Below are 23,179 nucleotides of genomic sequence, written 5' to 3'. Positions count from 1 at the left end.
GCGATGTCGCGCTGGGGCGAAATGTGGCCATGCATCCGATATATATGGATAAATGGCGATTTAGGGGAGTATGCACGACTCCCCATGGCCAGCGAGGCGGCTAATTCTCGCTGCGCCCGGCCGGCGGGATCACCCCTTCACCCACGAGCTCTAGCGGCGATCGAGCTCGTATCTGATCAGATGTTTGTCGGCTGGCAAAACCGACACGGCGACACGCACAGGCGTGTCATCGGCGTCGTACCCCACTCTGACGTACACCATGACTGGTGTACCGAGTTCGAGCTGGAGCCGCTCTACCTCATCCTGGTTGGGCATGCGCGCCCAGATGTCATCGACGACGCGCACCTGCGCGTGCCCCAGCTCTTCCAGCACCCGGTTCGCCCCTCGCGCGATGTCACCGGGCCTGGCGATCTCAGAATCCGCTACCAGGTCACGGGGGAAGTAAGAGTCGTTGGTGTTGTACGGCTGGCCGTCCACGAAACGCAGACGGCGTCTCACCACCGCCAGCTCCCCCTCGGCCAGCTCGAGCCTGCTGGCGATCTCCTCGACCGGAGACACCGTCAGGACCTCGATGTACTGGCTGGGCTCGCGACCTTCCTGCGTGACGGCGTAGGCGAAGGCCTCACGCAGCTCTCCGCTGGGCTGTGGCTCCAGCTCCCGCTGCGGATACATCAGCAGCGGACGCCGGTCCCGCACGACCGTCCCGCGCCGCGGCGTGCGCGTGACGAGCCCTTCATTGACGAGCTCGCCGAGGGCCAGTCTCACGGTGTTCCTGCTCACCCCATGGTCTTCCATGAGCTGCGCCTCGGTCGGCAGCTGCGCCCCGGGGCCGAGGACGCCCGAGTAGATGGCACGGCGCAACTCCGACGCCACCTGCTGATACAGCACCGACCTTGCCACTTTCACCCCTTTTGTTCCAACAATTTAGACGATCTGGTTCTAGCAGGCCACAACCCCTTGACCGAACCCCTTCTACCGGCCCATCATCCATTCGTTGGTACAAATCCATCTAAAGGCCGGTGAGGGGGTGAAGGCCAGTGTTGCCGGTCCGCGCGGGTACGTCATTTCTGCCCTGGCAGGACCCTCGCGAAGCAGCTCGTCCACTGCGTGACGCGCCGCTCCGCCTGCGGTCTACCCACACCTACCAGAGCAGGGGCGGCGGCACGCCCGCGCACTCGGTGTCGGCCGAGCCGACCGCGAGATGCGACGACGGTTCCTTTGTCCGCAACGAGGAGGTAGGCGCCCCCGTCGCGCATCCCATCGATGACCCGGTCGGAGCGGCTCGACGCATCGCACGTCGCCGGCGGCAGGAGCCTTCACGCTCCCCCATCGACTCCGTGTGTGAACCAACGGCTTAGGACTCCATCCCTCGCCGGAGTCCTGGGTCGTCGCACACGGGGCAGGAAGCGCGTCCTGGCGGGTCCCCCACGCCCGCCAGGGCGCGCCTTCCTCCGAGGGACCGGCCGAGCCGACGCCTCCATCTCCCGATGGGGGCTTTTTCATGTACGGGCGGCGGTCCGCGCGAGGGCATGCGCGCGCCGCGCGACCGCCTCGCGGTCACGCGAGCCCTGTCGTACGCAACGCTCATGTCTGCCCCAAGGTCCCGCGCCGCCGGGGGTGACGACGCCTACAGCCACATCATCAACCTTCGGGCACGAACGTGCGGGCACTATTGGGGACCGTGGGACCGGTGGGATTTTCTGGTACCAATCCAATTTGCGGTGCAAGGTCGAAAACCGGGATCATGTCCGGCCCGGAATTCCCGCGCCGGAGCCGTCCGCGTCGCCCGCCGGCGCCCAATCCAGCAGCGTCACCTCGGGCGTGACCTCGGCGAACACCCCTGCCACCGGCTCCCGCGGAACCGGCTGCCGCTCCGCCCGCCAGTTCCCGTAGATCAGGCCACCGGGCACCGCCGCGAGGCGACCATTACCACTAGGTATGGGTCGGTCGCGCCTTCCCGGCACGAAGGGTTGACGGCTGACGATCCAGCTCTCCACCGTCCCCTCGGGCGGCACCTCGCGCCAGTGCGCGCCCTCCGCCCGGCAGGCGGCGCAGAACGCGCGCGGCGGGAAGCGGAGCATGCCGCAGAAGTCGCACTCCTGCACCGCGAACCGGCGCCCGGCCAGCAGCTCCCACCATGGCGCGGAGTCACGGTCGGGCCGGGGCAGGTGAGCGGTCAAGGCGCTCCTCGGGTCGGGCGGGCGGTGACCGGTCATCGGCACCTGGCGCTCCCCCGCCTCACCGCGAAGCTGGGAGATCGCCTCGGCGATGTGGTCGATGCCGTGCACGCATCCCTCCGGCAGGAAGCCGCCGTGCGTGTCGATGTCGTCGGGGCCGAGGCCGGCCTGGGCGTACAGGCGGGGCGCCGGCTCGGCGGCGGCCGTCACGGTGGGATCGCCCGCGCCGCCGGACAGGTGGGAGGTACCACCGCCCCAGGCCGCGGCGGAGATGAGGACGGGCGGGCGGCGCAGCGAGCGGGCGCGTTCGGCCGTGGTGACGACGGTCTCGGCCATGCCGGTGGCGACGGCGAGCGCGGCCTGGCCGACGACGGCGTGCGAGACGCTGCCGCCGCCGGACTGGTCGAGGTGCCAGGTGACGCCGGTCAGGCCGAGCGCGGGCGCGACGAGCGTGGGCGGTGCGGAGTCGCCGACGTGGTGGGTGCCAGGCCGTCCACGGCGTTGGGAGGCAGCCCGGCGTCCTCCGGGGCGGCGAGTACGGCGCGGTCTCACCGCTGTCAACGCAGGTCGGAGGGCACGACTTGACAGCCGTTCCGGCTTGCCCCTAGCGTCCAAGCAAGCGCTTGGTAATATGACGTGCAGGCGGACGAGGAGGCGGACCATGAGCACACACGCTGCCCGGCTCATTGCGCCGGACGGCTGTCGCGGCCTTCCGGCGCCCCATCAGCGCAGGATTCGCAACGAAGCCGCCATGGTCACGGGCCCGGCCCACCACGGCGCGAACGGCCAGCCGGACAGCCGCCGGTTCCGGCAGGTGCTGAGCAGGTTCGCGACCGGCGTGGTGGCGATCACCGCCGTCGATCCGGTGGACGGCCGGCCGTGCGGGCTGGCCGCCAACTCCTTCACCTCCGTCTCGCTGAACCCGCCGCTGGTCGCCTTCTGCATGGCGCGCACCAGCACGAGCTGGCCCAAGGTGCGCGGCGCCAAGGTCCTCACCGTCAACGTGCTGGCCGAGACGCAGCAGGCCGTCTGCGCGCGGATGGCGGCCAAGGGCGGTGACAAGTTCGCCGGGCTGTCGTGGACCGGCTCCCCCGGCGGCAACCCCGTGCTCGACGGCGCGCTGGCCTGGCTGGACTGCGCGGTCGAGGCCGAGCACCCGGCGGGCGACCACGTGATCGTGGTGGCACGGGCGCTCCAGCTCGACACGCACGCCGACGGCGGCCCGCTGGTGTTCTACCGCGGCGGCTACGGAGGGTTCGTTGGGCGGTTCGTCGAGCCTGCGTGAGGAGGCGCGGGCCTGGCTGGAGAAGAACCTGAGCGGTCCCTTCGCCGGGGCGCGCGGGCTCGGCGGTCCAGGCCGCGAGCACGAGGGCTTCGAGCTGCGCCACGCGTGGGAGCGCCACCTCGGCAAGCACGGCTGGACCTGCCCGGCCTGGCCCGAGCGGCACGGCGGCCGCGCGGCCTCGCTCGAGGACCAGGTCGCCTGCTACGAGGAGTACGCCAGGGCCGACGCCCCCGCCCGCGTGGGCCACATCGGCGAGGGCCTGATCGGCCCGACGATCCTGGAGTTCGGCACCGACGAGCAGAAGGACCGCTTCCTGCCGGCGATCCAGCGCGGCGACGAGCCGTGGCGCCGTGCGACGTCACCTCGGAGGCGCAGGTGCTCGCGCTGCTCGACGCGACGGTGGAGGCGCACGGGCGGCTGGACGTGCTGGTCAACAACGCCGGACTCGGCGGCACGGCGCCGCTCGCCATGCACCCGCTCCTGGCGAAGGTGACCGACGAGAGGCTGCCGGCCGAGCCGGCGGCCAAGGAGGCGTTCAGGCGGGCGGCCGAGCCGTGGGAGGTGGCGAACGTCATCGTCTTCCTGGCCAGCGACTACTCCTCGTACATGACGGGTGAGGTGATCTCGGTGTCCTCGCAGCACCCCTGATCAGCGGGGCAGGCGGCGGGGCGATCGGCTCGCTCACCCTCGGCACCACCACCGGCGTGCTGCACCGGGTGCCGCAGCGGGCCCGGCAGTGTACGCGGGTCGCGCTGGCCGGGTTCGTGGGGATGCTGGTGGACTTCGCGCACCGGTACGGCGCGCAGGCGCGGGCTGACCACCGGCGCTTCGTGGACCTGTTCCGCAACGGCCGCCTGCCGGGCCCGTGACGCCGGACGGCGGCCGCGTGGCTCCGGGGCGGGCGGCGTATGACGCCGGGAGCTGGCGACCGACCAGTTGGTATGGCAAGCTCCCAGAACATGACTCTGTTCTCCGTGGAAGGCAAGACCGTCGTCGTCACGGGCGGCTCGCGCGGCATAGGACGCATGATCGCCGCCGGGTTCGTGGCGGCGGGAGCGGACGTGTACATCTCCGCCCGCAAGACCGCCGAGGTCGAGAAGACGGCCGCCGAGCTGGGCTGCCGGGCGGTGCCCGCCGATCTGTCCACGCCCGAGGGCGTCGACACGCTGGTGTCGGCCGTGGACGGGCCGCTTCACGTACTGGTGAACAACGCCGGCGCCACCTGGGGCGCGCCGCTGGAGGAGTATCCCGAGCACGCCTTCGACAAGCTCTGGAACATCAACGTCAAGGGCGTCTTCTACCTGACGCAGAAGTTCCTGCCGCAGCTCAGGCAGGCGGCGGACGCCGACGACCCGGCCCGGGTGATCAACATCGGCTCGATCGACGGCATCAGGGTGCCCGCTCTGGAGAGCTACGCCTACTCGGCGACCAAGTCGGCGGTCCACATGCTGACCCGCCATCTCGCCAAGCGCCTGGCCAAGGAGCACATCACGGTGAACGCCATCGCCCCCGGGCCGTTCGACTCGAAGATGATGGCGTTCGCGCTCGACGACCCCGACACCCGGCAGGCCATCGCGCAGAGCGTGCCCCTCGGGCGCATCGGCAGGCCCGACGACATGGCGGGCGCGGCCATCTACCTGTCATCGCGGGCGGGGGCCTACCTGACGGGGGCGGTCATCCCCGTGGACGGCGGCCTGTCCTGCTAGCCGCCAGTTTCCAGCAGCTCGCGCAGGGCGCCCGCGAACCGCGCCGCCGCCCCTGGCGCGAGCTTCAGATAGAGGTACGGCTCGGTCAGCTCCAGCTCGATGACCGCCGGCTCGCCGCCGGGTAGCCGGACCAGGTCGACCCTGGCGTAGAGAAGGTCATGGGGTACGGCGGTGAGCACCTTCTCGGCGAGTTCGACCTGGTCCGGGGCTGGTGTGCGCAGCTCGGCCCGCTCGTTGTCCTCGGTCGTGGCGCCGGGGGCGAGCATGGGGCTGCGGCGTACGGCGTGGCTGAATCGGCGGTTGAAGTACACCAGCGAGGTCTCGCCCTCCGACTCGACCATGTCGAGGTAGGGCTGCACCATCGGCGTGCGCCCCGCGCCCTCCAGCGCCGCGGCGAGCCGGGCGGCCTCGGCGCGGTCGGCGGTCCTTGCGGTGTCGCGGGCACCGGCGGAGACGGCCGGCTTGACGACGTACTCGGGCCAGTCGGGCAGCTCACGCGACGACCAGTGCGTGGGCACGATCGGCACGCCCAGCTCGCGCAGGTAGGTCTTGTCGGTGTTGGCCTCGAGCACGGGATGCGGGTTGAGCAGCCGGGTGACCGAGCCCACGCGCCGCGCCCACGCCACGAACTCTCCGCGCCTGTCCACGTAGTCCCAGACGCTGCGGACGACCACGGCGTCGTAGGCGCTCCAGTCGGCGTCGGGGTCGTCCCACCGCTCGACGCGCCCCTCGATACCGGCCTCCCGCCAGGCCGCGAGCACGAGGGCCCGCTCGTCGTCCGGTCCATCGAACGTGGCATAAGCACAGATAGTCACGCACGGATGCTAATACGCCGCGAGCCGGGCCATTTCCGGCCCGGCTCGCCGCGGTTCGGGCCGCGCCGCGGTCCGGCGTCGCGCGGCACGGCCCGGGATCCGCTAGTCGACCACGTCGTCCACGATGACGCGGCTGCCGTTGGTGCCCGTCACGGCGTTGCCGTTGACATTGTTGAAGCTGGTGGCACCGAGGCCGCGGCTGACGTTGGCGTTGTAGACGTTGCCGAAGTTGTTGCCCGACTGCGACGAGTTGACGTTACGGCTGGTGTTGCCCGCGTTCGTGTCGGCGTAGGCGGGGGCCGACAGCAGGGTCACACCCGCGGCGGAGGCGGCGATGACACCGGTCACGCAGAGCTTCTTGATCATGTTGTGTCCTTTCGAAGGTGCTGTTTTCTCGGACGTCAGCCGGGGTCAGTAGAAGATGTAGGTCACCGTGATCCCGCCGTGAGTCGCGGTCGGGGCGATGCCGTTGACGTTGTTGACATTGGTCGAGAGCCCACGGCCGTTGTTGCCGGCGAGGACGTCTCCGAAGGCGTTTCCTGACTGGGCCGAGTCGGTGTTGGTGCTCCGGTTGACGGCCCAGTTGCCACCGGCCCAGGAACTCGCCCACCGGGCGGCCCAGTCGTCGTCAGCGTGAGCGGGGGTTGCGAGTAGTGCTCCACCGGCGGCCGCGATGACCACGACGGCGGCGGTCCACACCCTTCTGATCACATCTGCTCCTTCGCCATCTGAGGGGAGGCCCGCTGGGGACGGCGGCCACCGGGCCCGATAGGCGCCGCCGGCCCCTTGGGGCTTCCTTGACCTCAGGGGATCAAGGTCAATGCGAGCATATAACCATGCGTGGTCGAATGGTAGCTCTAAGTGATCAGAATATTGTTCCGAGCTTACCCTGACAGGGGATGTCAGTGACCCGGCGCTAACGTCCGCACATGATCTACGAACTGCGGCGCTACGCCATGCGCCCGGGACGGCGCGACACCCTGATCTCCCTGTTCGAGCGGGAGTTCATCGAGACGCAGGAGTCGACCGGCATGCTGGTGCCCGGCTCCTTCCGCGAGGTCGGGCAGCCCGACAGGTTCACCTGGCTACGGGCCTTTCCCGACATGGAGAAACGGCGCGCCTCGCTCGAAGCCTTCTACTCCGGCCCCGTCTGGCAGGCCCACCGGGACGAGGCCAACGCCACTCTGGCCGACTCCGACGACGTGCTGCTGCTCCGCCCGACCGGGCCCCCGCCGCCCCTGTGGGAGCGCCCGCCCGTCGGCGCCACCGCCCTGCCGCCCGCCCTGTACGTCGCCACCATCCACCACGTCGGCCCCGGCTTCTCCGCCTTCTTCGCCCGCGAGGTCGCACCCGTCCTGGCCGAGGCGGGGGTGCCGCCCGTCGCGTGCTTCGAGAGCGAGCACGCCGAGAACACGTATCCTCGGCTGCCCGTGCGGACCGGGGAGAACGTGTTCGTGTGGTTCGCCCGGTTCGAGAGCCCGCAGAAGGAGCAGGAGGTGGACCTGTCCATGCTCGCCCCGCACCTCACCGCCCCTTCGCTCCGCCTCCGCCTCCGCCCCACGGCCCGCTCCACCATGCGCTGACACGGCCGTCGAACCCTCCCCGCCGCCTGCAGAGGGCACCTCGGCGCCCCTTCCCGCCGCCTGCTGAAGGCACCTCGGCGCCCCTTCCCGCCGCCTGCTGAAGGCACCTCGGCGCCCCTTCCCGCCGCCTGCTGAGGCGCCTTGGCGGCCCCTCCGCCACGACCTGGCGCCCTCCGCTACGCGCGAGGCACAAGACGAGCCAGGTCTGTGAGGCGGGTGGAGGCGCGAGACGGGGCGAGACGCGCGGGGGCGAGCCAGGGCGTCAGGCGGGCCAAGGGGCACGCCGGATCACGTGTGCGAGCCGGACACGGACAACGCCGAGCGCCGGGCGGGGCGGGCGCGGAGGGTGGGTCAGGTGCGGAGGCCGTAAACGGGTTCCATGGGTGGGGCGGTGGTGAGGAGGGCGGTGACGGCCTGACCGACCTCGGCCGGGTCCCAGCGGGCGCCGCGGTCGATCTTCGGCCCGTGACGCCAGCCGGTCGCGACCGAGATCGTCCCGCCCTCCACCTCGAACACGCGTCCCGTGACGTGCGCCGACTCCTCCGAGCCGAGCCAGACGACGAGCGGGGAGACGTTCGCGGGGTCCATGGCGTCGAAGCCGGACGCGGGGCGGGCCATGGTCTCGGCGAAGACGCGCTCGGTCATCCTGGTACGCGCGGCGGGCGCGATGGCGTTGACCGTGACCCCGTACCCGGCCAGTTCGGCGGCGGCCACCAGGGTCAGCGCGGCGATGCCGGCCTTGGCCGCCGAGTAGTTGCCCTGCCCCACGCCGCCGAGCAGGCCCGCACCCGACGCGGTGTTGATCACCCGGCCGGTGACCCGCTCCCCCGCCTTGGCCCGCTCCCGCCAGTACGCGGCCGCGTGCCGCAGCGGCGCCGCGTGCCCCTTGAGATGGACGCGGATGACGTCGTCCCAGTCCTGCTCGGTCATCGACACCAGCATCCGGTCGCGCAGGAAGCCGGCGTTGTTGACCAGCACGTCGAGCCGGCCGTACGCGCTGACGGCGGCCCTGATCAGCCGGGCCGCACCGTCCCAGTCGGCGACGTCCTCGTTGCTCGGCACCGCCTGCCCGCCGAGGTCGCGGATCTCCTCGACGACCGCGAGCGCGGGCCCCGCCGAGCCGCCTTCGCCGCCCGGTCCGGTGCCGAGGTCGTTCACCACGACGCGGGCGCCCTGCCGGGCGAACTCCAGCGCGTGCTCCCGTCCGATGCCGCGACCGGCGCCCGTCACGACCACCACGCGGCCGGCACAGATTCCCACACAGACCTCCCGGAGAGGATCAAGCAGAAATATCAGGAAACGCCCCCTGGAAACCAGACCCCCGCGCTGGCGGGCGCAGGTGAGTCCGGTGGGTTGGTGAGGTCAGGGCTCGGGGGCGGTGCTCCGGACTCTCCAGGTCCACACCGCTCCTCGTCAGGCAGGCTCCTACCCCGAAACCGGACCGACCGGGTAAAAGGCGCCTCACGTGCTTCTGAGCGTTCTCACCTCCGAGACCGCCAGCACGAGCACGCTCGGGATCGCGATGGCGAGCGCGCAACCCACCACCATCACGGCCGGCGCTCCGAGCGCCTCAGCCAGGAAGCCCGCCGCGGGATACGCCAGGGGCGCCAGAGCGACCGCGCCCACCTGGTCGAACGAGGAGACGCGCGAAAGCTCCGCCACGGGCACGTGCTCCTGCTTGATCGCCGTCCACGCGATCATGGAGATCTCGGTGCCGACCCCGGCGGCCAGCGCGGCGCCGAACACCCAGACGTCCGGCTAGGCCAGTGCGAGCCCCAGCAACGGCAGGCAGAGCGCCACGGAGCCGAGGTTGGCGGCCACGAGGGAGCGCCGGGGACGCCAGGCGAGCATCACCAGGCCCCCGCAGACCAGGCCGGCGGCGTAGGCGGAGGCCACCGCACCCGAGAAGGCGCTGCCGCCCCGCCCTGTGGACACGACCGGGCCCAGCAGCTGGAAACCGCCTAGCCAGGCCATGCCGCCGACGGTCATGACGAGCGTGCACGTCCACAGCCATCGCCGCGAGACGAACAGAGCCCAGCCGTCGGCCAGGGACCTGAGCAGGGGGACCCGCTCCTTCGACGGCAGCTCGACGCGCAGGAACATCAGGACGGCGCTCGCGACGAGGAACGACATCCCGTCCCAGGCGAGCAGCGCCGGAGATCCGATGAGTGCCACCAGGACGCCGGCGAGCACCGGACCCATCGCCCTGAGAGAACTGACGGTGAGCCGCAGCACGGCGTTCGCCCGCGCGAGCAGGGATTGGGGGAGAACGAAGGCCCTTCGGCGGAGGCGGTGCGGGCCTTCTGAAGCGAGGGGCGGGGAAGCGCCTTCTGGAGCGAGAGGCGGGGAAGCGCCTTCTGGAGCGCGGGCGGCCGGGGAAGCAGGGCCCTTAGAGGACGGTGATGCCGCGGGCGGCGAGGATGGCGGCGGCCTGGGCCTGGGTGATGACGGCGCCGGCGAACGCGCGCAGCTTGGCGTCGTCGGGCTCCCCCAGGTCGGCGCCGCGCAGATCGGCCTGGGTGAACTTGGTGTCGAGCAGGCGGGTGCCGCGCAGCCGGCAGTCGCTCAAAGTCGCCTCGGTGAAGTCGCAGCCCGACAGGTCGGCGTCGTCGAAGCGTACGCCCTCGATGGTCAGGCCGCGCAGCGAGCAGCCGCCGAGGTTGGCGAGCGTGAGGTTGGAGCGGGAGAGCGTGAAGCCGGTGCCGCGCGAGCCGGTGAGCACGGCCCCGATCATGCGGCAGCCGGTGAACGACGCGTCGGTCAGCAGTGCTCCGCCGAAGTGCGCCGAGGACAGGTCGACGTCGGTGAAGCTCGCGTCGATGAGGTCGGCGTCGTTGAAGCGGATGCGCATGCCGCCCCCGCCGGTGAACGCGGCACCGTCGAGGTCGGCCTTGCGGAAGTCGGCGCCGTCGAGCACGCACGACTCGAAGCGGGCGCCCGCGAGCGGCGCGCCCCACAGGTCGGCCTCGGTCAGGTCGCACTCGCGGAAGACGTGGGTCTCATCGGAGGGAAGCCGGTCGGCCAGCGCCCGGTGGGAGAGGTCCTTCCCATCGAAGATCACCGTCAGAGGCTACCAGTCAGCACCTCGGCGGCGGCCTGGCCGCAGACCTTGGCGGACCCGTGCGTGGCGATGTGCACGGCGCCGAGGTCGGAGCGTTCGGGCAGGCCCATCTCGACCACGACGGCGTCGGGGCGGGCGCTGAGCAGGTGGCGCAGCGCCTCGGTCTGCCAGGTGTGGCGGTGCGCGTCCCTGACGGCCACGACCAGGGGACGGCCGCCGGCGAGGCCGAGCTGGCGTTCGAGCTCGGGTCCCGTGGTCTCGCCTGCCGCCAGGCGGGCGACGGTGGTGCCGGGACGCAGGGCGGCGAGCGGTGCGCCGACGCCCCACGGGGTGCCCTTGTCGATGGCCAGGTTCATCTCGGGGGACAGCTCGACGACGTGCGGGGCGGGGCCGATCGGCAGCACGGCCGCGGTGGAGCGGCGGGTGACGCGTACGGCCCTGCGCGCCGCCTTCAGCCCGATGGTGCCGTCACCGGGTTCGGTGCGGCTGCCCGAGGAGGCGGCCCAGACGGCCAGCTCGCGGACCCTTCGAGCGGCGTCGGCCAGCCGCTCCTCGGGCAGCAGTCCGGTGGTGACGGCGGTTGCGATCGCGTCCCGGACACCGGCGGCGGTGGCCTCGTCGGCGTGCTCGCCGCCGATGCAGATCGCGTCGGCTCCGGCGGCCAGGGCGCGGGCTGAGGCGCCGCCGATCCCGTACGCGGCCGACACGGCGGCCATCTCGATGCCGTCGGTGATGATCAGCCCGTCGAACCCGAGCTCTTCGCGCAGCAGCCCGGTGAGCACCTTGGGGCTGAGCGTGGCGGGGCGTTCGGCGTCGTACGACGGCACGAGGAGGTGCCCCGTCATGATCGCCTTGACGCCCTCGTCGATCGCCTCGCGGAAGGGGTGGAGGGCGTCGGCGATCCCGCTTTCGGCGACGACGGGCACGCCGTGGTGGGAGTCGACCGTGGTGTCGCCGTGCCCGGGGAAGTGCTTGGCGGTGGCGGCCACTCCGGCAGATTGCAGGCCGCGTACGAACGCGCGGGTGTGCCGGGCGACCAGGGCCGGGTCGGCGCCGAACGCGCGCAGGCCGATGACGGGGTTGTCGGGGTTGGAGTTGACGTCGGCGGAGGGGGCGAAGTCGATGGTGATGCCGACCTCGGCCAGGTCGTGGCCGAGGTCACGGGCGAGGTCCTCGGTGAGCCGTACGTCGTCCACGACGCCGAGCGCGTACCCGCCGGGGCGGCTGCTGCCGGTGGCCGCCTCCAGCCTGGTGACCTCGCCGGACTCCTCGTCGGTGCCGATGAGCACCGAGGGGTTCTCGGCGCGCAGCTCGGCGGTGAGCCGGGCGAGCTGGTCGGGTCCCGCGATGTTGCGGGAGAACAGCGCGACGCCGGCGAGCCCGCCGCCGAGCCTGCGGCGCAGCCAGTCGGGCGGGGTGTGGCCGGCGAAGCCGGGGAACAGGACGGCGTCGGCAAGGCGAAGCAGGTCACCGCTGAGGGACATGAACCGCAATCTAATAGGAAAGTTTCCTATTTGCTAGTGGCATTTTCTGACGTCAGCCCGTCCCCGACTCCGGTGCCCACGGCCAGGGGCGGAGCGGCGCGCGGCTCGCGAGTAAGCGCGCGACATGCTCGCCCGCCGGTCGCGGCCGGTTGACGGTTGACGGCCCCGGGCAGGTCGCCGGTCGGCTCGTCCCGGCCAGACGTTCGATGACGGTGACGTTCGCCTGGCCGCCGCCCTCGCACATCACCTGCAGGCCGTACCCGCCGCCAGTGCGCTCCAGCTTGTGCAGCAGCTTGACCGCGAGCACGGCGCCGGTCGCGCCGAGCGGGTGGCCGAGCGCGATCGCGCCGCCGTTGGGGTTGACGCGGGCCGGGTCGGCGCCGGTCTCCTTGAGCCAGGCCGGCACGACGGACGCGAACGCCTCGTTCACCTCGATGACGTCGAAGTCGCCGATGGACATGCCGGTCACGCGCAGCGCGTGCGCGGTGGCGGGGATGGGGGCCACCAGCAGGGCGGCGGCGCCGTCGGAGATCTGCGAGGCCAGCGCGGCGGTCAGCCGCCCGCCCTCGGTCAGCGGCTTGAGCGCGGCCATCTTCTCGGGCGTGGTGTCCCTGCGCGGGCCCTCGTCGGCGGTGACCCCTTCATAGGGGACAATCTCGCGGCTGGGAGACCTCGCGGGTGCCGTACCGCTCGGTCCAGCCCTTGGAGCCGGCGAACGGGGTGTCGTGGCCGAGCGCGCGGCCTGCGTACACGGCGGACGAGATCGGCACCAGGCTCGTGTTCTGGACGCCGCCCGCCACCACCAGGACCGCGGTGCCGGAGAGCACGGCCTGGGCGGCGAAGTGCAGCGCCCGCTGGGAGGAGCCGCACTGGCGGTCCACGGTGACACCCGGCACCTCCTGCGGCAGCCCGGCGGCCAGCCAGCACGTACGCGCGACGTCCCCCGCCCGCGGCCCGACCGTGTCCACTCAGCCGAAGATCACGTCGTCGACATCGTAACAAGCGCTTGGTCGAGCCGGGAACGCCGTATGAGCTGGCACAGTTGTGTGAACAAGCGATTGTCTGAGGGCCCATAATGGTGACGTGACGACGCGAAAGAACTCCGGCACCACCACCGCACCGGCGAAGCGCCAGCGCGCGACCTCATCGGGGTCGGCGTCAGAGCGCCGTGACCACCTCGTCAAGCTCGCCGCGGAGCTCTTCGCGCGCAAGGGCTTCCAGGCCACGACCGTACGCGAGATCGCCAACGAGGCCGGCATCCTCTCCGGAAGTCTCTACCACCACTTCGACTCCAAGGAGACGATCGTCGACGAGGTGCTCTCCACCTTCCTCGACGACCTACTCGCCCGATACCGCGCCGCGCTCGACACGGGCGCCGACCCGCGCGCGGTGCTGGAGGAGATGGTGCGCATCGGCTTCAGCACGCTGGAGCCGCACCGCTCGGCCATCACCGTGATGCAGAACGACTGGAACTACCTGCGCCAGTTCGAGCGCTTCAACTACCTCGTCAAGGCCGAGGAAGAGGTGGAGCAGATCTGGGTCTCCCAGATCAAGGCCGGGCAGGCGGCCGGTCTGCTGCGGGCAGACGTCGACCCCAAGCTGACCTACCGGGTGATCCGCGACACCATCTGGGTGGCGGTGCGCTGGTTCCGTCCCGGCGGCAGGCTCAACACCGCCGCGCTGGCCGAGCACTACATCACCGTGCTCTTCGACGGCATCGCCACGGGCGACCGCACCACGCACCACGGATGAGCCTCGGCAAGGCGGTGCGGCTGGCACTGCAGGACGCGGCCGACCCCGGCAAGGCCGAGGCGATGCGGGCCTACATGAAGTCGGACATGCCGTTCCTCGGCGTGCAGGCGGTGCCCAGGCGGGCGGCGCTGCGGCGGGTGTTCGCCGAGCACCGGCTGGAGTCGGCGCCCGAGTGGCGGCGGGCGGTGCTGTCGCTGTGGCGCGAGGCCGAATACCGCGAGGAGCGCTACGCCGCCATCGAGCTGTCCGGCCACCACTTCTACCGTGACTACCAGACCCTCTACACGGTCCCCATGTACGAGGAGATGATCGTCACGGGCGCGTGGTGGGACCTGGTGGACGAGCTGGCCACCCACCGCATCGGCCACCTGCTGGCGGCCTACCCCGAGACGATGCGCCCGCTCATGCTGGAGTGGGCCCACGACGCCGACCTGTGGAAGCGGCGCACGGCCATCCTGTGCCAGAACCGCTTCAAGGAGCGCACCGACACGGCCCTGCTGTACGCGTGCATCGAGCCGAGCCTGTCCGACAACGACTTCTTCGCCCGCAAGGCGATCGGCTGGGCGTTACGCGAATACGCCAAGACCAACCCGGACGAGGTCGTCCGGTACGTCCGGGCGAAGGGCATCACCGGGCTCAGCAGGCGCGAGGCACTGAAGAACCTGCCCGTCTCCTAGCGCTATCGAGTCCACAGGGCGTCTTGCACGGCCTGGACGAGGGCCATCAGCTCCGGGGTGACCCGCTCCTTCGACCAGGCCAGCGCGTACGTGATGCGCAGCCCGCCCGCATCCAGCGGCACGAACCGCACGTCGTCGCGCCGGATCGTGCGCACCAGCAGGTGCGGGATGGGCAGCAGCCCGGCGCCGGCCGCCACCAGGTCGAGCGCGGCGGCGAAGTCGTCGTCGCCTGCCAGCCGCGACCTGCCCGGCAGCCCCGGCCAGGGACGGCCGCCCGGAGCCAGCAGCACCTCACCGCCCAGGTCGGCGGCGACCGCGCGGGGCCGCGCCGCCAGCCGGTGCCCGGCGGGCACCGCCAGGTGGTCCACCGTGACGTGGAACCTGACCGCCGTGACGAACTGCGCGGGCGCGGGCGTCGCCAGGATCGCCGCCGACACCTCACCGTTCGCCAAAGCCTGGGCCGCCGCGCCGCGCCCGGCCGGGTGCAGTTCCACGCCGATGGCCGGAGTGCGGTTCGCCAGCCGCCTGACGATCCTTGCCGCCAGCGTGCCGACGAGCGGTGGATAAGCAAGGTGAATGGTCGGCCGGGCCAGCCGGGCCGCTTCGTCGCTGAACGCGCGTACCGCGTCGATCACCTGCTCCGCGTAAGGAAGCAGTGCCTTGCCCTGGGCGGTCAGCCGCACCTCGCGGGCGCTGCGCTCGAACAGCCTGGTACCGGTGGCGCGTTCGAGCCGGGTGACGGCCTGGCTCATGGCCGGCTGGGACATCCCCAGCTCGGCCGCCGCGGCGGAGAAGCTCAGCCGCTCGGCCACCCGCGCGAAGCACTGGATCTCCCTGAGCATAAGCAGCACCAATACATGGTGCATGAGCCGGCGGCTGATCGGCACGATGCCTGCGACCTGATCATTTCTGCGAGGGAGCCGAACCACATGTCACCGACCCCTGTCTTCCCCACGTCCACCGTGCTCGGGTACCCGAGGATCGGGCCGCGCAGGGAGCTGAAGCGGGCGCTGGAGTCGTACTGGGCCGGGCGGTCGAGCCGCGCCGAGCTCGACCGGGTGGGCGCCGAGCTGCGCGAGCGCACCTGGCGGCGGCTGGCCGAGCTGGGCCTGGAAGGGCTGCCGTCCAACACGTTCTCGCTGTACGACCACGTGCTGGACACGGCGGTGCTGCTCGGCGCGGTGCCCAAGCGCTACCGCGACGCCGCCGACCCCTATTTCGCGATGGCGAGGGGTACCGACGAGCTGGCGCCGCTGCGGATGACGAAGTGGTTCGACACGAACTACCACTACCTCGTGCCCGAGATCGGGCCGGAGACGGTGTTCGAGCTGAACGCGGCCAAGCCGCTCGGCGAGGTGCGCCAGGCGCGGGCGCTCGGCTGCGAGACGCGGCCCGTGGTGCTGGGGCCGGTGACGTTCCTGCTGCTCGCCGGGGCGCTGGAGCGGCTGGACGACGTGCTCGGCCCGTACGAGGAGCTGCTTTCTGCGCTGGCCGCCGAAGGCGTCGCCTGGGTGCAGCTCGACGAGCCCGCGCTGGTCTGCGACCGCACGCCGGAGGAGCTGGCGGCGGTGCGGCGGGCGTACGAGCGGCTGGGCGCGGCGGCGGCGCGGCCCGCGCTGTTCGTGGCCTCCTACTTCGGCGACCTCGGTGAGGCGCTGCCGGTGCTGGCCGGCACGCCCGTGGAGGCCATCGGGCTCGACCTCGTACGCGGCGGGGTGCCCGATGCCGACCTGACCGGCAAGACCGTGGTCGCGGGTGTGGTGTCGGGGCGCGACGTGTGGCGGACCGCACCTGAGCGGGCGCTGGCGGCGCTGTCGGCGGTACGGGCCTCGCGGGTCACCGTGTCCACCTCGTGCTCGCTGCTGCATGTGCCGTACACGCTGGCGGCCGAGCCCGATCTGGATCCGGCGCTGAAGGAGCGGCTGGCCTTCGCCGAGGAGAAGGTGGCCGAGGTGGTGGCGCTCGCCCGGGCCGACCGGCCGGCCGCCGCGCCCGTTCCCGAGACGTCCCTGCCGCCTGCCGGGCCTGTGGCGCACGAGGAGCGGAGTCCGTACCAGGTGCGCGCCGCCGCCCAGGCCGCCCGGCTCGGCCTGCCGCCGCTGCCGGTCACCACGATCGGCTCGTTCCCGCAGACCGGCGAGCTGCGCGCGGCCCGGGCCGCCGTCGCCGCCGGCACGCTCCCCCAGGCGGACTACGAGCGGCGCGTCGAGGCCGAGATCGAACGCGTGATCCGGCTGCAGGAACGGCTCGGGCTGGACGTCCTCGTGCACGGCGAACCGGAGCGCAACGACATGGTGCAGTACTTCGCCGAGCACCTCGACGGGTTCGCGGTCACCAGGAACGGCTGGGTGCAGTCGTACGGGTCGCGCTGCACCCGCCCGCCGATCCTGCACGGCGACGTGTCCCGCCCTGCCCCGATCACCGTGCGCTGGGCGACGTACGCGCAGTCGCTGACCCGCAAGCCGGTCAAGGGCATGCTCACCGGGCCCGTCACGATCACGGCCTGGTCGTTCGTCCGCGACGACCTGCCGCTGTGCGACGTGGTGTTCCAGGTGGCGGACGCGATCAGGGAGGAGGTGCGCGACCTGGAGTCGGCCGGGGTGCGGATCATCCAGGTGGACGAGCCCGCCCTGCGCGAGCTGCTGCCGCTGCGGCGCGCCGCCCAGGGCGACTACCTGGAGTGGGCGGTGGCCGCCTACCGCCGTGCCACGTCGGGGGCGGGCGAGGGCACGCAGATCCACACGCACCTGTGCTATTCCGACGCCGACCAGATCCTCACCGCCATCGACGCCCTCGACGCCGACGTCACCACCATCGAGTCCGCGCGCTCGGGCGGGCGCATCCTCGGCTCGGTCTCCGGGTTCGGGCGCGGGCTCGGGCCCGGCGTGTACGACATCCACTCGCCGCGCGTGCCCTCCGTGGCCGAGGTCGAGTCCCTGCTGCGGCGGGCCGCCGAGGTGCTGCCGGTCGGGCGGATCTGGGTCAACCCGGACTGCGGGCTGAAGACCAGGACGTACGAGGAGGTCGAGGCGTCCCTGGCCAACGTGGTCACCGCCGCCCGCCGCCTCCGCGCCGAACTCCCGGCATAAGGCACCCGCCGGCCCGGCCGCGATGGGAAGACGCGCGCGCTCCGGGCGCTAGGCGGGGGCGGTGGTGAAGGCGGTGTGGCGGGAGGCGGCCTCGTCCTCGGTGAGCAGGGGCCGGGCGGCGAGCCAGGCCGCCGCGCCCGCGCCGTCGCCGGCCGTCGCGACCCGCTCCCCCGCCAGCAGCTCCACGACGGCGTCGCGGACGGGACCGTCGCTGGTCAGCACGCTGCCCGCGAGCACCACGGGCCCGGAATCGTGCACCCTGCGCAGGGTGTCCACCAGGTGCCCGGCCGCCCGCCTGGCGATGCCGTCCGCCACCGGGTCGCCCGCCGCGGCGGCCTGGCCGACCAGCGCCGACAGCGCGGCCAGGCGCATGTGGTCGGCCTGCGCCAGCCGTACGATCCGGTCGGCGACCGCACGCGGCGTCGCGGGCCGGTCGGAGCCGAGGAAGTGGCTGATGACGAGCTCGGTCAGCACGTCGCCCCGTGCGGGCTTGCGCCCCTGGTCGAGTGCGGTGACGACCTCCCTGGCGGCCTCGCGCCCGATCCAGAAGCCGGAGCCGAGGTCGCCGAGCAGCCAGCCGAGACCGTCCGCGATCGCCGTCACCTCGAAGTCCGCCACCCGGGTGGCCACCGCGCCCGTCCCCGACAGCAGCAGCGAGCCGTCGGGTTCGGCCGAGCCCGCGGCGTACGCGATGGTCACGTCGCGGACGTAGACCGGCGCGTCGGGGATGCCGTGGGCGGACCAGAGCGCGGCCAGCTCGGGCGCCATCTCGGGGGTGCGCCCGGCGACGCCGGCGAGCGAGGCGACGACGCGCCCGCCGTCAAGCGGGCCCAGGGCCTGGTTCAGCGCCGAGCCGATCGCCGCGACGGCCTTGGCGAGCCCGTGGGCGCTCGGGTTGCCCGCGGACGCCCGCGCGTACCCCACCCTCCGGCCGTCGAGCGTGTGCACGGAGACCCGCGTGGAGGTGGCACCGGCATCGACACCGACCACTAGCGATTCAGTCACGGTCCGAGTCTGGGGGTTGACGCGACCGATAAGCAAGAATAATTTTCGCCAGAAGACCGGGTATTCGGAAGGAATATTCGTGACTTCAGGAGCGCTCGGGCGCGTCGAGACGGAACTACCCGGCTTGCCGGAGGCCTTACGCAGGGTCGGCGAGGTGATACTCGGCGATCCGGCCGAGGCCGCGCGGTCGACCATCATCGCGCTGGCCGAACGCGCCGGCAGCTCGCCCGCCACCGTGACCAGGTTCTGCCGGGCCTTCGGGTTCTCCGGCTACGCCGAACTGCGGGTGGCGCTGGCCACCGAGACCGGCAGGGCGGCGCAGGCCGGCTGGGGCGCGGGCGTCGGCCACGAGATCGGCCCCGACGACCCGCTCGACACGGCCATCGAAGTGATGGCCGCCGCCGACACCCGGCTCATCCAGGACACCGCGGCCCAGCTCGACCTCGACGTGGTCGCCCGGGTGGCCGACGCGATCGTGGCCGCGCCGCGCGTGCTCCTGGTCGGCGTCTCCACCAGCGGCGACGTCGCGACGATGCTCGAAGGGCGGCTGCGCCGCATCGGCATCCCCGGCTGGAGCGCGGGCGACGCCCATGTGGCGCTGTCGGAGGCGGCGCTGATGAAGGAGGGCGACGTCGCCATCGGCATCAGCCACCGGGGGCGCACCCGGGAGGTCATGGAGGCGCTCGCCGAGGCGGGCAGCCACGGGGCGCTGACGGTCGCCGTCACCTCCTTCGCCCGGTCTCCGCTGGCCGAGCTGGCCGACCTGGTGCTGACCACGGCGAGCAGGGAGACCACGTTCAGGCTCGGCGGGCTCGCGGCGGTGCACTCGCAGCTCTTCGTGCTGGACGCGGTGTACGTGGCCGTGGCGCAACGCACGTACGAGCGGACCAACGAGGCGTTCGAGCGCACGATCAGCGCCGTCGAAGGCCACCGGGTGGAGAGAGGCTGAATGACGTTTCCCGAGCGAGGCCGCCCCGGGCGGGCGTCCTGGCCCACTCTCCGGCGATCATCACGGACCTCGCATCCGCGCGGGGCTCCATCACTGCGGACCACGAAAGGTCAGGAGTAGTCCACCATGCCTCACACCCCCCGAAACAGCGGAAACACTCCCGGAATCAGCAGGCGCGAGCTGCTTCGCGGCGCGGCGCTCGTGCCCGTCGCGGGCGCGCTGGCCGCCTGCGCCACCCCGGCCGCCCCGCCGGCCTCCTCCAGCTCGGCCGCACCGGCGGCGACCAGCGCGTCGAACCCGTTCGGCGTGGCGAGCGACAAGCCGCTCGAGGTGTGGATCTTCGACGGCGGCTTCGGCCAGGAGTACGCCACGAAGATCCATCAGCCGCTGTTCGCGTCGAAGTACCCGGGCGTCGAGATCAAGCACAACGCCACCAAGGAGATCACCAAGGTCCTGCAGCCGCGCTTCGCCGGCGGCAACCCGCCCGAGGTCATCGACAACTCGGGGGCGAACTTCATGGACTTCGGCGCGCTCTCCCAGGACGGCCAGCTTCAGGACCTCACCCCGCTGCTCGACGCGCCGAGCTGGGACGACCCGAACGTCAAGGTCCGCGACACCATCGACCAGTCGGTGATCGACCTCGGCACGTACGACGGCAAGTTCAGCGTGCTGGGCTACGTCAACTACATCCACGGCATCTGGTACTCGCAGAAGGTGTTCAGGGAGAACGGCTGGGAGGTCCCGAAGACCTGGGACGAGTTCATCCAGCTCTGCGAGACCATCAAGAAGTCCGGCAAGATGGCGCCCTTCACCTACGCCGGCAAGTTCCCGCAGTACCTGTACGAGCCGCTGCTCACCATGGCCGCCAAGATCGGCGGCAACGAGGTGCTGGTGAACATCGACAACCTCGAGGACGGCGCCTGGACCGCCGAGGCGATGAAGACCGCGGCCGAGGCGTGGGCCGAGGTGGGCGCGAAGTACCTCATGCAGGGCACGACCGGCCTCGACCACGTGCAGACGCAGACCGCCCAGAACAAGTACAAGGTGGCCATGCTGCCGTCCGGCTCGTGGCTGGAGAACGAGCAGAAGACCACCACGCCGCCCGACTTCGAGTACGGGATGTTCCCCATCCCCGACGTCACCGGCTCCGACAAGATGCCCTACGGCACCCTGCACACCCAGCCGGGCGAGAACTTCATCGTCTCGGCCAAGAGCCCGCACCCGCAGGCGGGCATGGAGTACCTGCGGGCCATGCTGTCGAAGAAGGCGGCCGGCGAGTTCAGCGAGCTGGTGCGCACGCTGACCGTGGTCAAGGGCGCCACCGAGGGCCTCGACATCTCCCCCGGCGTCACCAGCGCCTCGAAGGCGGTCGCCGACGCCGGTGACAACACGGTCTACTACCGCTGGCACAACTGGTACGGCCCGCTCAAGGACGAGGCCATCGCCGCCACCGGCGAGCTGATGTCCGGCAACATCACCGCCGACAAGTACCTCGAACGCATCCAGAAGAAGGCCGACGAGATCAAGAACGACTCCTCGATCAAGAAGTACACGCGCTGATGTCGTTCAACCGGTATCGCCGCGGGCTGTTCATCACCTCGTTCCTGGCAGCCCCGGTGATTCTCTACCTGGTGTACGTGATCGCCCCGTACGTCCAGGCGTTCTACATCGCGATGACGGACTGGCGCGGCGTGACGGCGACGCCCAGGTTCATCGGCCTGGAGAACTTCCAGCGCCTGTTCGGCGACACCGCGTTCTGGAAGGCGGTCACCCACAACGCCGCGCTGCTCGTGCTGCTGCCGCTGATCACGATCGTCATCGCGCTGTTCTTCGCGTTCCTGCTGAACGTGGGCGGCCGCAACGGGGTGGCCGGCATCAGGGGCTCGAAGTTCTACCGGGTGGTCTTCTTCTTCCCGCAGGTGCTCGCCGTGGCCGTGGTCGCGGTGCTGTTCCAGCAGGTGTTCCGGCCGGACGGCAGCGGCATGCTGAACGGGCCGCTGATGGCGCTCGGGCTCGAGCCCATCGGATTCCTGTCCGACCCGGACATCGCGTTCTGGTCGGTGCTGAGCGTCATGGTGTGGCAGGCGGTCGGCTTCTACGTCGTGCTGTTCTCCGCGGGCCTGGCGAGCATCCCGCGGGACATGTTCGAGGCGGCGCAGATCGACGGCGCCAACCGGTTCAGCCTGTTCTTCCGCATCACGCTGCCGCTGCTGTGGGACACCGTGCAGGTCGCCTGGGTCTATCTCGGCATCCTCGCGCTGGACGTCTTCGCCATCGTCTGGGTGATGACGCTCCAGCACGGCGGCCCCGACCGTTCGACGACGGTCATGGCGGCCGAGATCTACCGCAACGCCTTCGAGTACTTCCGCTTCGGCTATGCCTCGGCTCTGGGCGTGGTGATGTTCTTCTTCACGGTCGGCTTCGCGATCCTGTCGCTGCGGCTGTCCCGGCGCGAACGAATCGAGTACTAGATGACGACGATGATCTCGTGGACCGCGGCCACCTCGCGCAAGCTGGCCCGCGAAGAGCGCCGCCGCCGGCTGGGGCCGCTCGGGGTGCTGACGCACCTGGCCCTGCTCATCTGGACGCTGCTGGTGATCATTCCGATCCTGTGGACGTTCCTGGCCTCGGTCAAGAGCGAGGACGAGATCTTCGGCGACGCGTGGTCGCTGCCGGCCACGCTGCGCTGGGACAACTTCGCGCGGGCCTGGGAGCAGGCGCACATCGGGCAGTACATGCTCAACAGCGTCATCGTGGTGTCGTTCAGTACGTTCGGCACGATGCTCGTCGGGTCGATGGCGGCGTACGTGCTGGCCCGGTATCCCTTCCGCGGCAACCGGGCCATCTACCTGCTGTTCGTCTCGGGCCTGGCGTTCCCCGTCTATCTCGCGCTGACGCCGCTGTTCTTCGTCGTGCAGAACATGGGCAACATCCCCGTGATCGGGCCGTTCATCGGGCTGAACACGCACGCGGGGGTGGTGCTCGTCTACATCGCGTACTCGCTGCCGTTCACGGTGTTCTTCCTGTCGGCGTTCTTCAGGACGCTGCCGACCGCCGTGGGCGAGGCCGCGATGGTGGACGGGGCCTCGCACACGCGGGTCTTCTTCCAGATCATGCTGCCGATGGCCCGGCCCGGGATCATCAGCATCACGATCTTCAACGTGCTGGGCCAGTGGAACCAGTACCAGCTTCCGCTGATCCTGCTCCAGGAGCGGGACAAGTGGGTGCTGACGATGGGCATCGCCGACATCTCCACCGCCGCCGGCTACGACCAGGACTGGTCCGCCCTGTTCGCCGCTCTCACCCTGGCCATCCTGCCCATGCTGATCGTCTACACGGTCTTCCAGCGGCAGATCCAAGCCGGCCTCACCACCGGCGCGCTCAAGTAGCCCGCCGGCGATCGGCACCGGCCCTGCCGCCGACATGGTCGGGGCGGGGCCGGGCCACACGATGGGCCCGGCCCCGCCCGCCCCGCCATGCCGCACTCCGCCGGGGCGCAGGCCGTGGTCTGGCACCGGTGCGCCAGTTTCTGGCCCGACCCGGCCCGCCCCGGCCCCCCAAGTTCCGGCATGGCGGCCTCCCCGGCCGCTACTTCC

The 23,179-nt window shown here is 71.4% G+C and carries 24 protein-coding genes and 3 pseudogenes; 13 read left to right on the top strand and 14 right to left on the bottom strand.

Annotated elements, in window-relative coordinates; translation table 11 throughout:
• Positions 1–150: 150 nt before the first annotated feature.
• The 3 genes and pseudogenes from ACFMQL_RS23220 to ACFMQL_RS23210 all read right to left on the bottom strand — a co-directional run.
• A complete protein-coding gene (locus tag ACFMQL_RS23220; protein WP_364069783.1) occupies positions 151–888 on the bottom strand; it encodes a GntR family transcriptional regulator in 738 nt (245 codons plus the stop codon).
• Positions 889–1,742: 854 nt separating this feature from the next.
• A complete protein-coding gene (locus ACFMQL_RS23215) occupies positions 1,743–2,216 on the bottom strand; it encodes a Zn-ribbon domain-containing OB-fold protein (protein ID WP_378790198.1) in 474 nt (157 codons plus the stop codon).
• Positions 2,217–2,219: 3 nt separating this feature from the next.
• Positions 2,220–2,722, bottom strand: a pseudogene (locus ACFMQL_RS23210) (acetyl-CoA acetyltransferase); the annotation flags it as partial.
• 206 nt (positions 2,723–2,928) lie between these two features.
• On the opposite strand from ACFMQL_RS23210, the gene ACFMQL_RS23205 reads away from it, so the two are divergent.
• The 5 genes and pseudogenes from ACFMQL_RS23205 (at position 2,929) to ACFMQL_RS23185 (ending at position 5,168) form a co-directional block, all read left to right on the top strand.
• On the top strand, positions 2,929–3,462 hold the full coding sequence (locus ACFMQL_RS23205) for a flavin reductase family protein (RefSeq protein ID WP_378787002.1): 534 nt from the start codon (positions 2,929–2,931) through the stop codon (positions 3,460–3,462).
• Positions 3,437–3,739, top strand: a pseudogene (locus tag ACFMQL_RS23200) (acyl-CoA dehydrogenase family protein); the annotation flags it as partial. The gene ACFMQL_RS23205 and the pseudogene ACFMQL_RS23200, both read left to right, overlap by 26 nt.
• Positions 3,661–4,110, top strand: a complete 450-nt coding sequence (locus tag ACFMQL_RS23195) for an SDR family oxidoreductase (RefSeq protein ID WP_378790197.1) — start codon at positions 3,661–3,663, stop codon at positions 4,108–4,110. The pseudogene ACFMQL_RS23200 and the gene ACFMQL_RS23195, both read left to right, overlap by 79 nt.
• Before the next feature lie 56 nt (positions 4,111–4,166).
• Entirely contained in the window at positions 4,167–4,331 is a 165-nt protein-coding gene (locus ACFMQL_RS23190) for a hypothetical protein (RefSeq protein ID WP_364069785.1), read from the top strand.
• A 90-nt stretch (positions 4,332–4,421) separates the two neighbouring features.
• On the top strand, positions 4,422–5,168 hold the full coding sequence (locus ACFMQL_RS23185) for an SDR family oxidoreductase (RefSeq protein ID WP_378787001.1): 747 nt from the start codon (positions 4,422–4,424) through the stop codon (positions 5,166–5,168).
• Here ACFMQL_RS23185 and ACFMQL_RS23180 read toward each other — a convergent pair.
• The 3 genes from ACFMQL_RS23180 to ACFMQL_RS23170 form a co-directional block, all read right to left on the bottom strand.
• Entirely contained in the window at positions 5,165–5,983 is an 819-nt protein-coding gene (locus ACFMQL_RS23180; RefSeq protein WP_364069789.1) for a hypothetical protein, read from the bottom strand. The genes ACFMQL_RS23185 and ACFMQL_RS23180 overlap by 4 nt on opposite strands.
• 102 nt (positions 5,984–6,085) lie before the next feature.
• Positions 6,086–6,349: a hypothetical protein gene (locus tag ACFMQL_RS23175; protein WP_364069791.1), complete on the bottom strand. Its 264-nt coding sequence runs from the start codon at positions 6,347–6,349 to the stop codon at positions 6,086–6,088.
• 45 nt (positions 6,350–6,394) lie between these two features.
• Complete coding sequence (locus ACFMQL_RS23170; RefSeq protein WP_364069793.1) at positions 6,395–6,694, bottom strand: hypothetical protein; 300 nt, start codon at positions 6,692–6,694, stop codon at positions 6,395–6,397.
• Positions 6,695–6,912: 218 nt separating this feature from the next.
• Between ACFMQL_RS23170 and ACFMQL_RS23165 the strand changes: the two genes are divergently transcribed.
• Positions 6,913–7,566, top strand: a complete 654-nt coding sequence (locus ACFMQL_RS23165) for an NIPSNAP family protein (RefSeq protein WP_364069795.1) — start codon at positions 6,913–6,915, stop codon at positions 7,564–7,566.
• Positions 7,567–7,917: 351 nt separating this feature from the next.
• On the opposite strand, the gene ACFMQL_RS23160 is transcribed toward ACFMQL_RS23165, so the two are convergent.
• The 6 genes and pseudogenes from ACFMQL_RS23160 to ACFMQL_RS23135 form a co-directional block, all read right to left on the bottom strand.
• On the bottom strand, positions 7,918–8,826 hold the full coding sequence (locus ACFMQL_RS23160; RefSeq protein ID WP_364069797.1) for an SDR family oxidoreductase: 909 nt from the start codon (positions 8,824–8,826) through the stop codon (positions 7,918–7,920).
• 201 nt (positions 8,827–9,027) lie between these two features.
• Positions 9,028–9,312 (bottom strand): hypothetical protein, encoded by a 285-nt coding sequence (locus ACFMQL_RS23155; RefSeq protein WP_364069799.1) that lies wholly within the window; start codon positions 9,310–9,312, stop codon positions 9,028–9,030.
• Between the two features lie 12 nt (positions 9,313–9,324).
• Complete coding sequence (locus tag ACFMQL_RS23150) at positions 9,325–9,768, bottom strand: hypothetical protein (RefSeq protein WP_364069801.1); 444 nt, start codon at positions 9,766–9,768, stop codon at positions 9,325–9,327.
• A 187-nt stretch (positions 9,769–9,955) separates the two neighbouring features.
• The gene (locus ACFMQL_RS23145; RefSeq protein WP_364069803.1) at positions 9,956–10,627 is read right to left on the bottom strand and encodes a pentapeptide repeat-containing protein; all 672 of its coding nucleotides are present in this window, start codon (positions 10,625–10,627) and stop codon (positions 9,956–9,958) included.
• 2 nt (positions 10,628–10,629) lie between these two features.
• Entirely contained in the window at positions 10,630–12,111 is a 1,482-nt protein-coding gene (locus tag ACFMQL_RS23140; protein ID WP_364069805.1) for a glycoside hydrolase family 3 N-terminal domain-containing protein, read from the bottom strand.
• Positions 12,112–12,307: 196 nt separating this feature from the next.
• Positions 12,308–13,103: pseudogene (locus tag ACFMQL_RS23135) on the bottom strand (beta-ketoacyl synthase N-terminal-like domain-containing protein); the annotation flags it as partial.
• 91 nt (positions 13,104–13,194) lie between these two features.
• Here ACFMQL_RS23135 and ACFMQL_RS23130 point away from each other — a divergent pair.
• Positions 13,195–13,863 (top strand): TetR/AcrR family transcriptional regulator, encoded by a 669-nt coding sequence (locus tag ACFMQL_RS23130; RefSeq protein WP_378786999.1) that lies wholly within the window; start codon positions 13,195–13,197, stop codon positions 13,861–13,863.
• Complete coding sequence (locus tag ACFMQL_RS23125; RefSeq protein ID WP_364069808.1) at positions 13,860–14,540, top strand: DNA alkylation repair protein; 681 nt, start codon at positions 13,860–13,862, stop codon at positions 14,538–14,540. Before ACFMQL_RS23130 ends, ACFMQL_RS23125 begins: the two co-directional genes overlap by 4 nt.
• Before the next feature lie 2 nt (positions 14,541–14,542).
• On the opposite strand, the gene ACFMQL_RS23120 is transcribed toward ACFMQL_RS23125, so the two are convergent.
• A complete protein-coding gene (locus ACFMQL_RS23120) occupies positions 14,543–15,382 on the bottom strand; it encodes a LysR family transcriptional regulator (RefSeq protein WP_364069934.1) in 840 nt (279 codons plus the stop codon).
• A gap of 87 nt (positions 15,383–15,469) precedes the next feature.
• On the opposite strand from ACFMQL_RS23120, the gene metE reads away from it, so the two are divergent.
• Positions 15,470–17,629, top strand: a complete 2,160-nt coding sequence (gene metE, locus ACFMQL_RS23115; protein ID WP_378786998.1) for a 5-methyltetrahydropteroyltriglutamate--homocysteine S-methyltransferase — start codon at positions 15,470–15,472, stop codon at positions 17,627–17,629.
• Between the two features lie 48 nt (positions 17,630–17,677).
• On the opposite strand, the gene ACFMQL_RS23110 is transcribed toward metE, so the two are convergent.
• Entirely contained in the window at positions 17,678–18,634 is a 957-nt protein-coding gene (locus ACFMQL_RS23110; protein ID WP_364069812.1) for a BadF/BadG/BcrA/BcrD ATPase family protein, read from the bottom strand.
• A 79-nt stretch (positions 18,635–18,713) separates the two neighbouring features.
• Between ACFMQL_RS23110 and ACFMQL_RS23105 the strand changes: the two genes are divergently transcribed.
• From ACFMQL_RS23105 to ACFMQL_RS23090, 4 genes are all read left to right on the top strand, one after another.
• Positions 18,714–19,583, top strand: a complete 870-nt coding sequence (locus tag ACFMQL_RS23105; RefSeq protein ID WP_378786995.1) for a MurR/RpiR family transcriptional regulator — start codon at positions 18,714–18,716, stop codon at positions 19,581–19,583.
• 126 nt (positions 19,584–19,709) lie between these two features.
• Positions 19,710–21,143 (top strand): N-acetylglucosamine/diacetylchitobiose ABC transporter substrate-binding protein, encoded by a 1,434-nt coding sequence (gene ngcE / locus ACFMQL_RS23100; RefSeq protein WP_364069814.1) that lies wholly within the window; start codon positions 19,710–19,712, stop codon positions 21,141–21,143.
• Positions 21,143–22,054, top strand: a complete 912-nt coding sequence (locus tag ACFMQL_RS23095) for a sugar ABC transporter permease (RefSeq protein ID WP_364069816.1) — start codon at positions 21,143–21,145, stop codon at positions 22,052–22,054. Before ngcE ends, ACFMQL_RS23095 begins: the two co-directional genes overlap by 1 nt.
• Entirely contained in the window at positions 22,055–22,972 is a 918-nt protein-coding gene (locus ACFMQL_RS23090) for a carbohydrate ABC transporter permease (RefSeq protein ID WP_364069818.1), read from the top strand.
• The last annotated feature ends 207 nt before the right edge of the window (positions 22,973–23,179 follow it).

Origin of the sequence: Nonomuraea fastidiosa, assembly GCF_042751225.1 — a bacterium.
In the GTDB taxonomy this organism is placed as follows: Bacteria; Actinomycetota; Actinomycetes; order Streptosporangiales; family Streptosporangiaceae; genus Nonomuraea; species Nonomuraea fastidiosa.
Note: the sequence above shows the minus strand (reverse complement) of the source record. Positions and strands in the feature narration are given on the sequence as shown.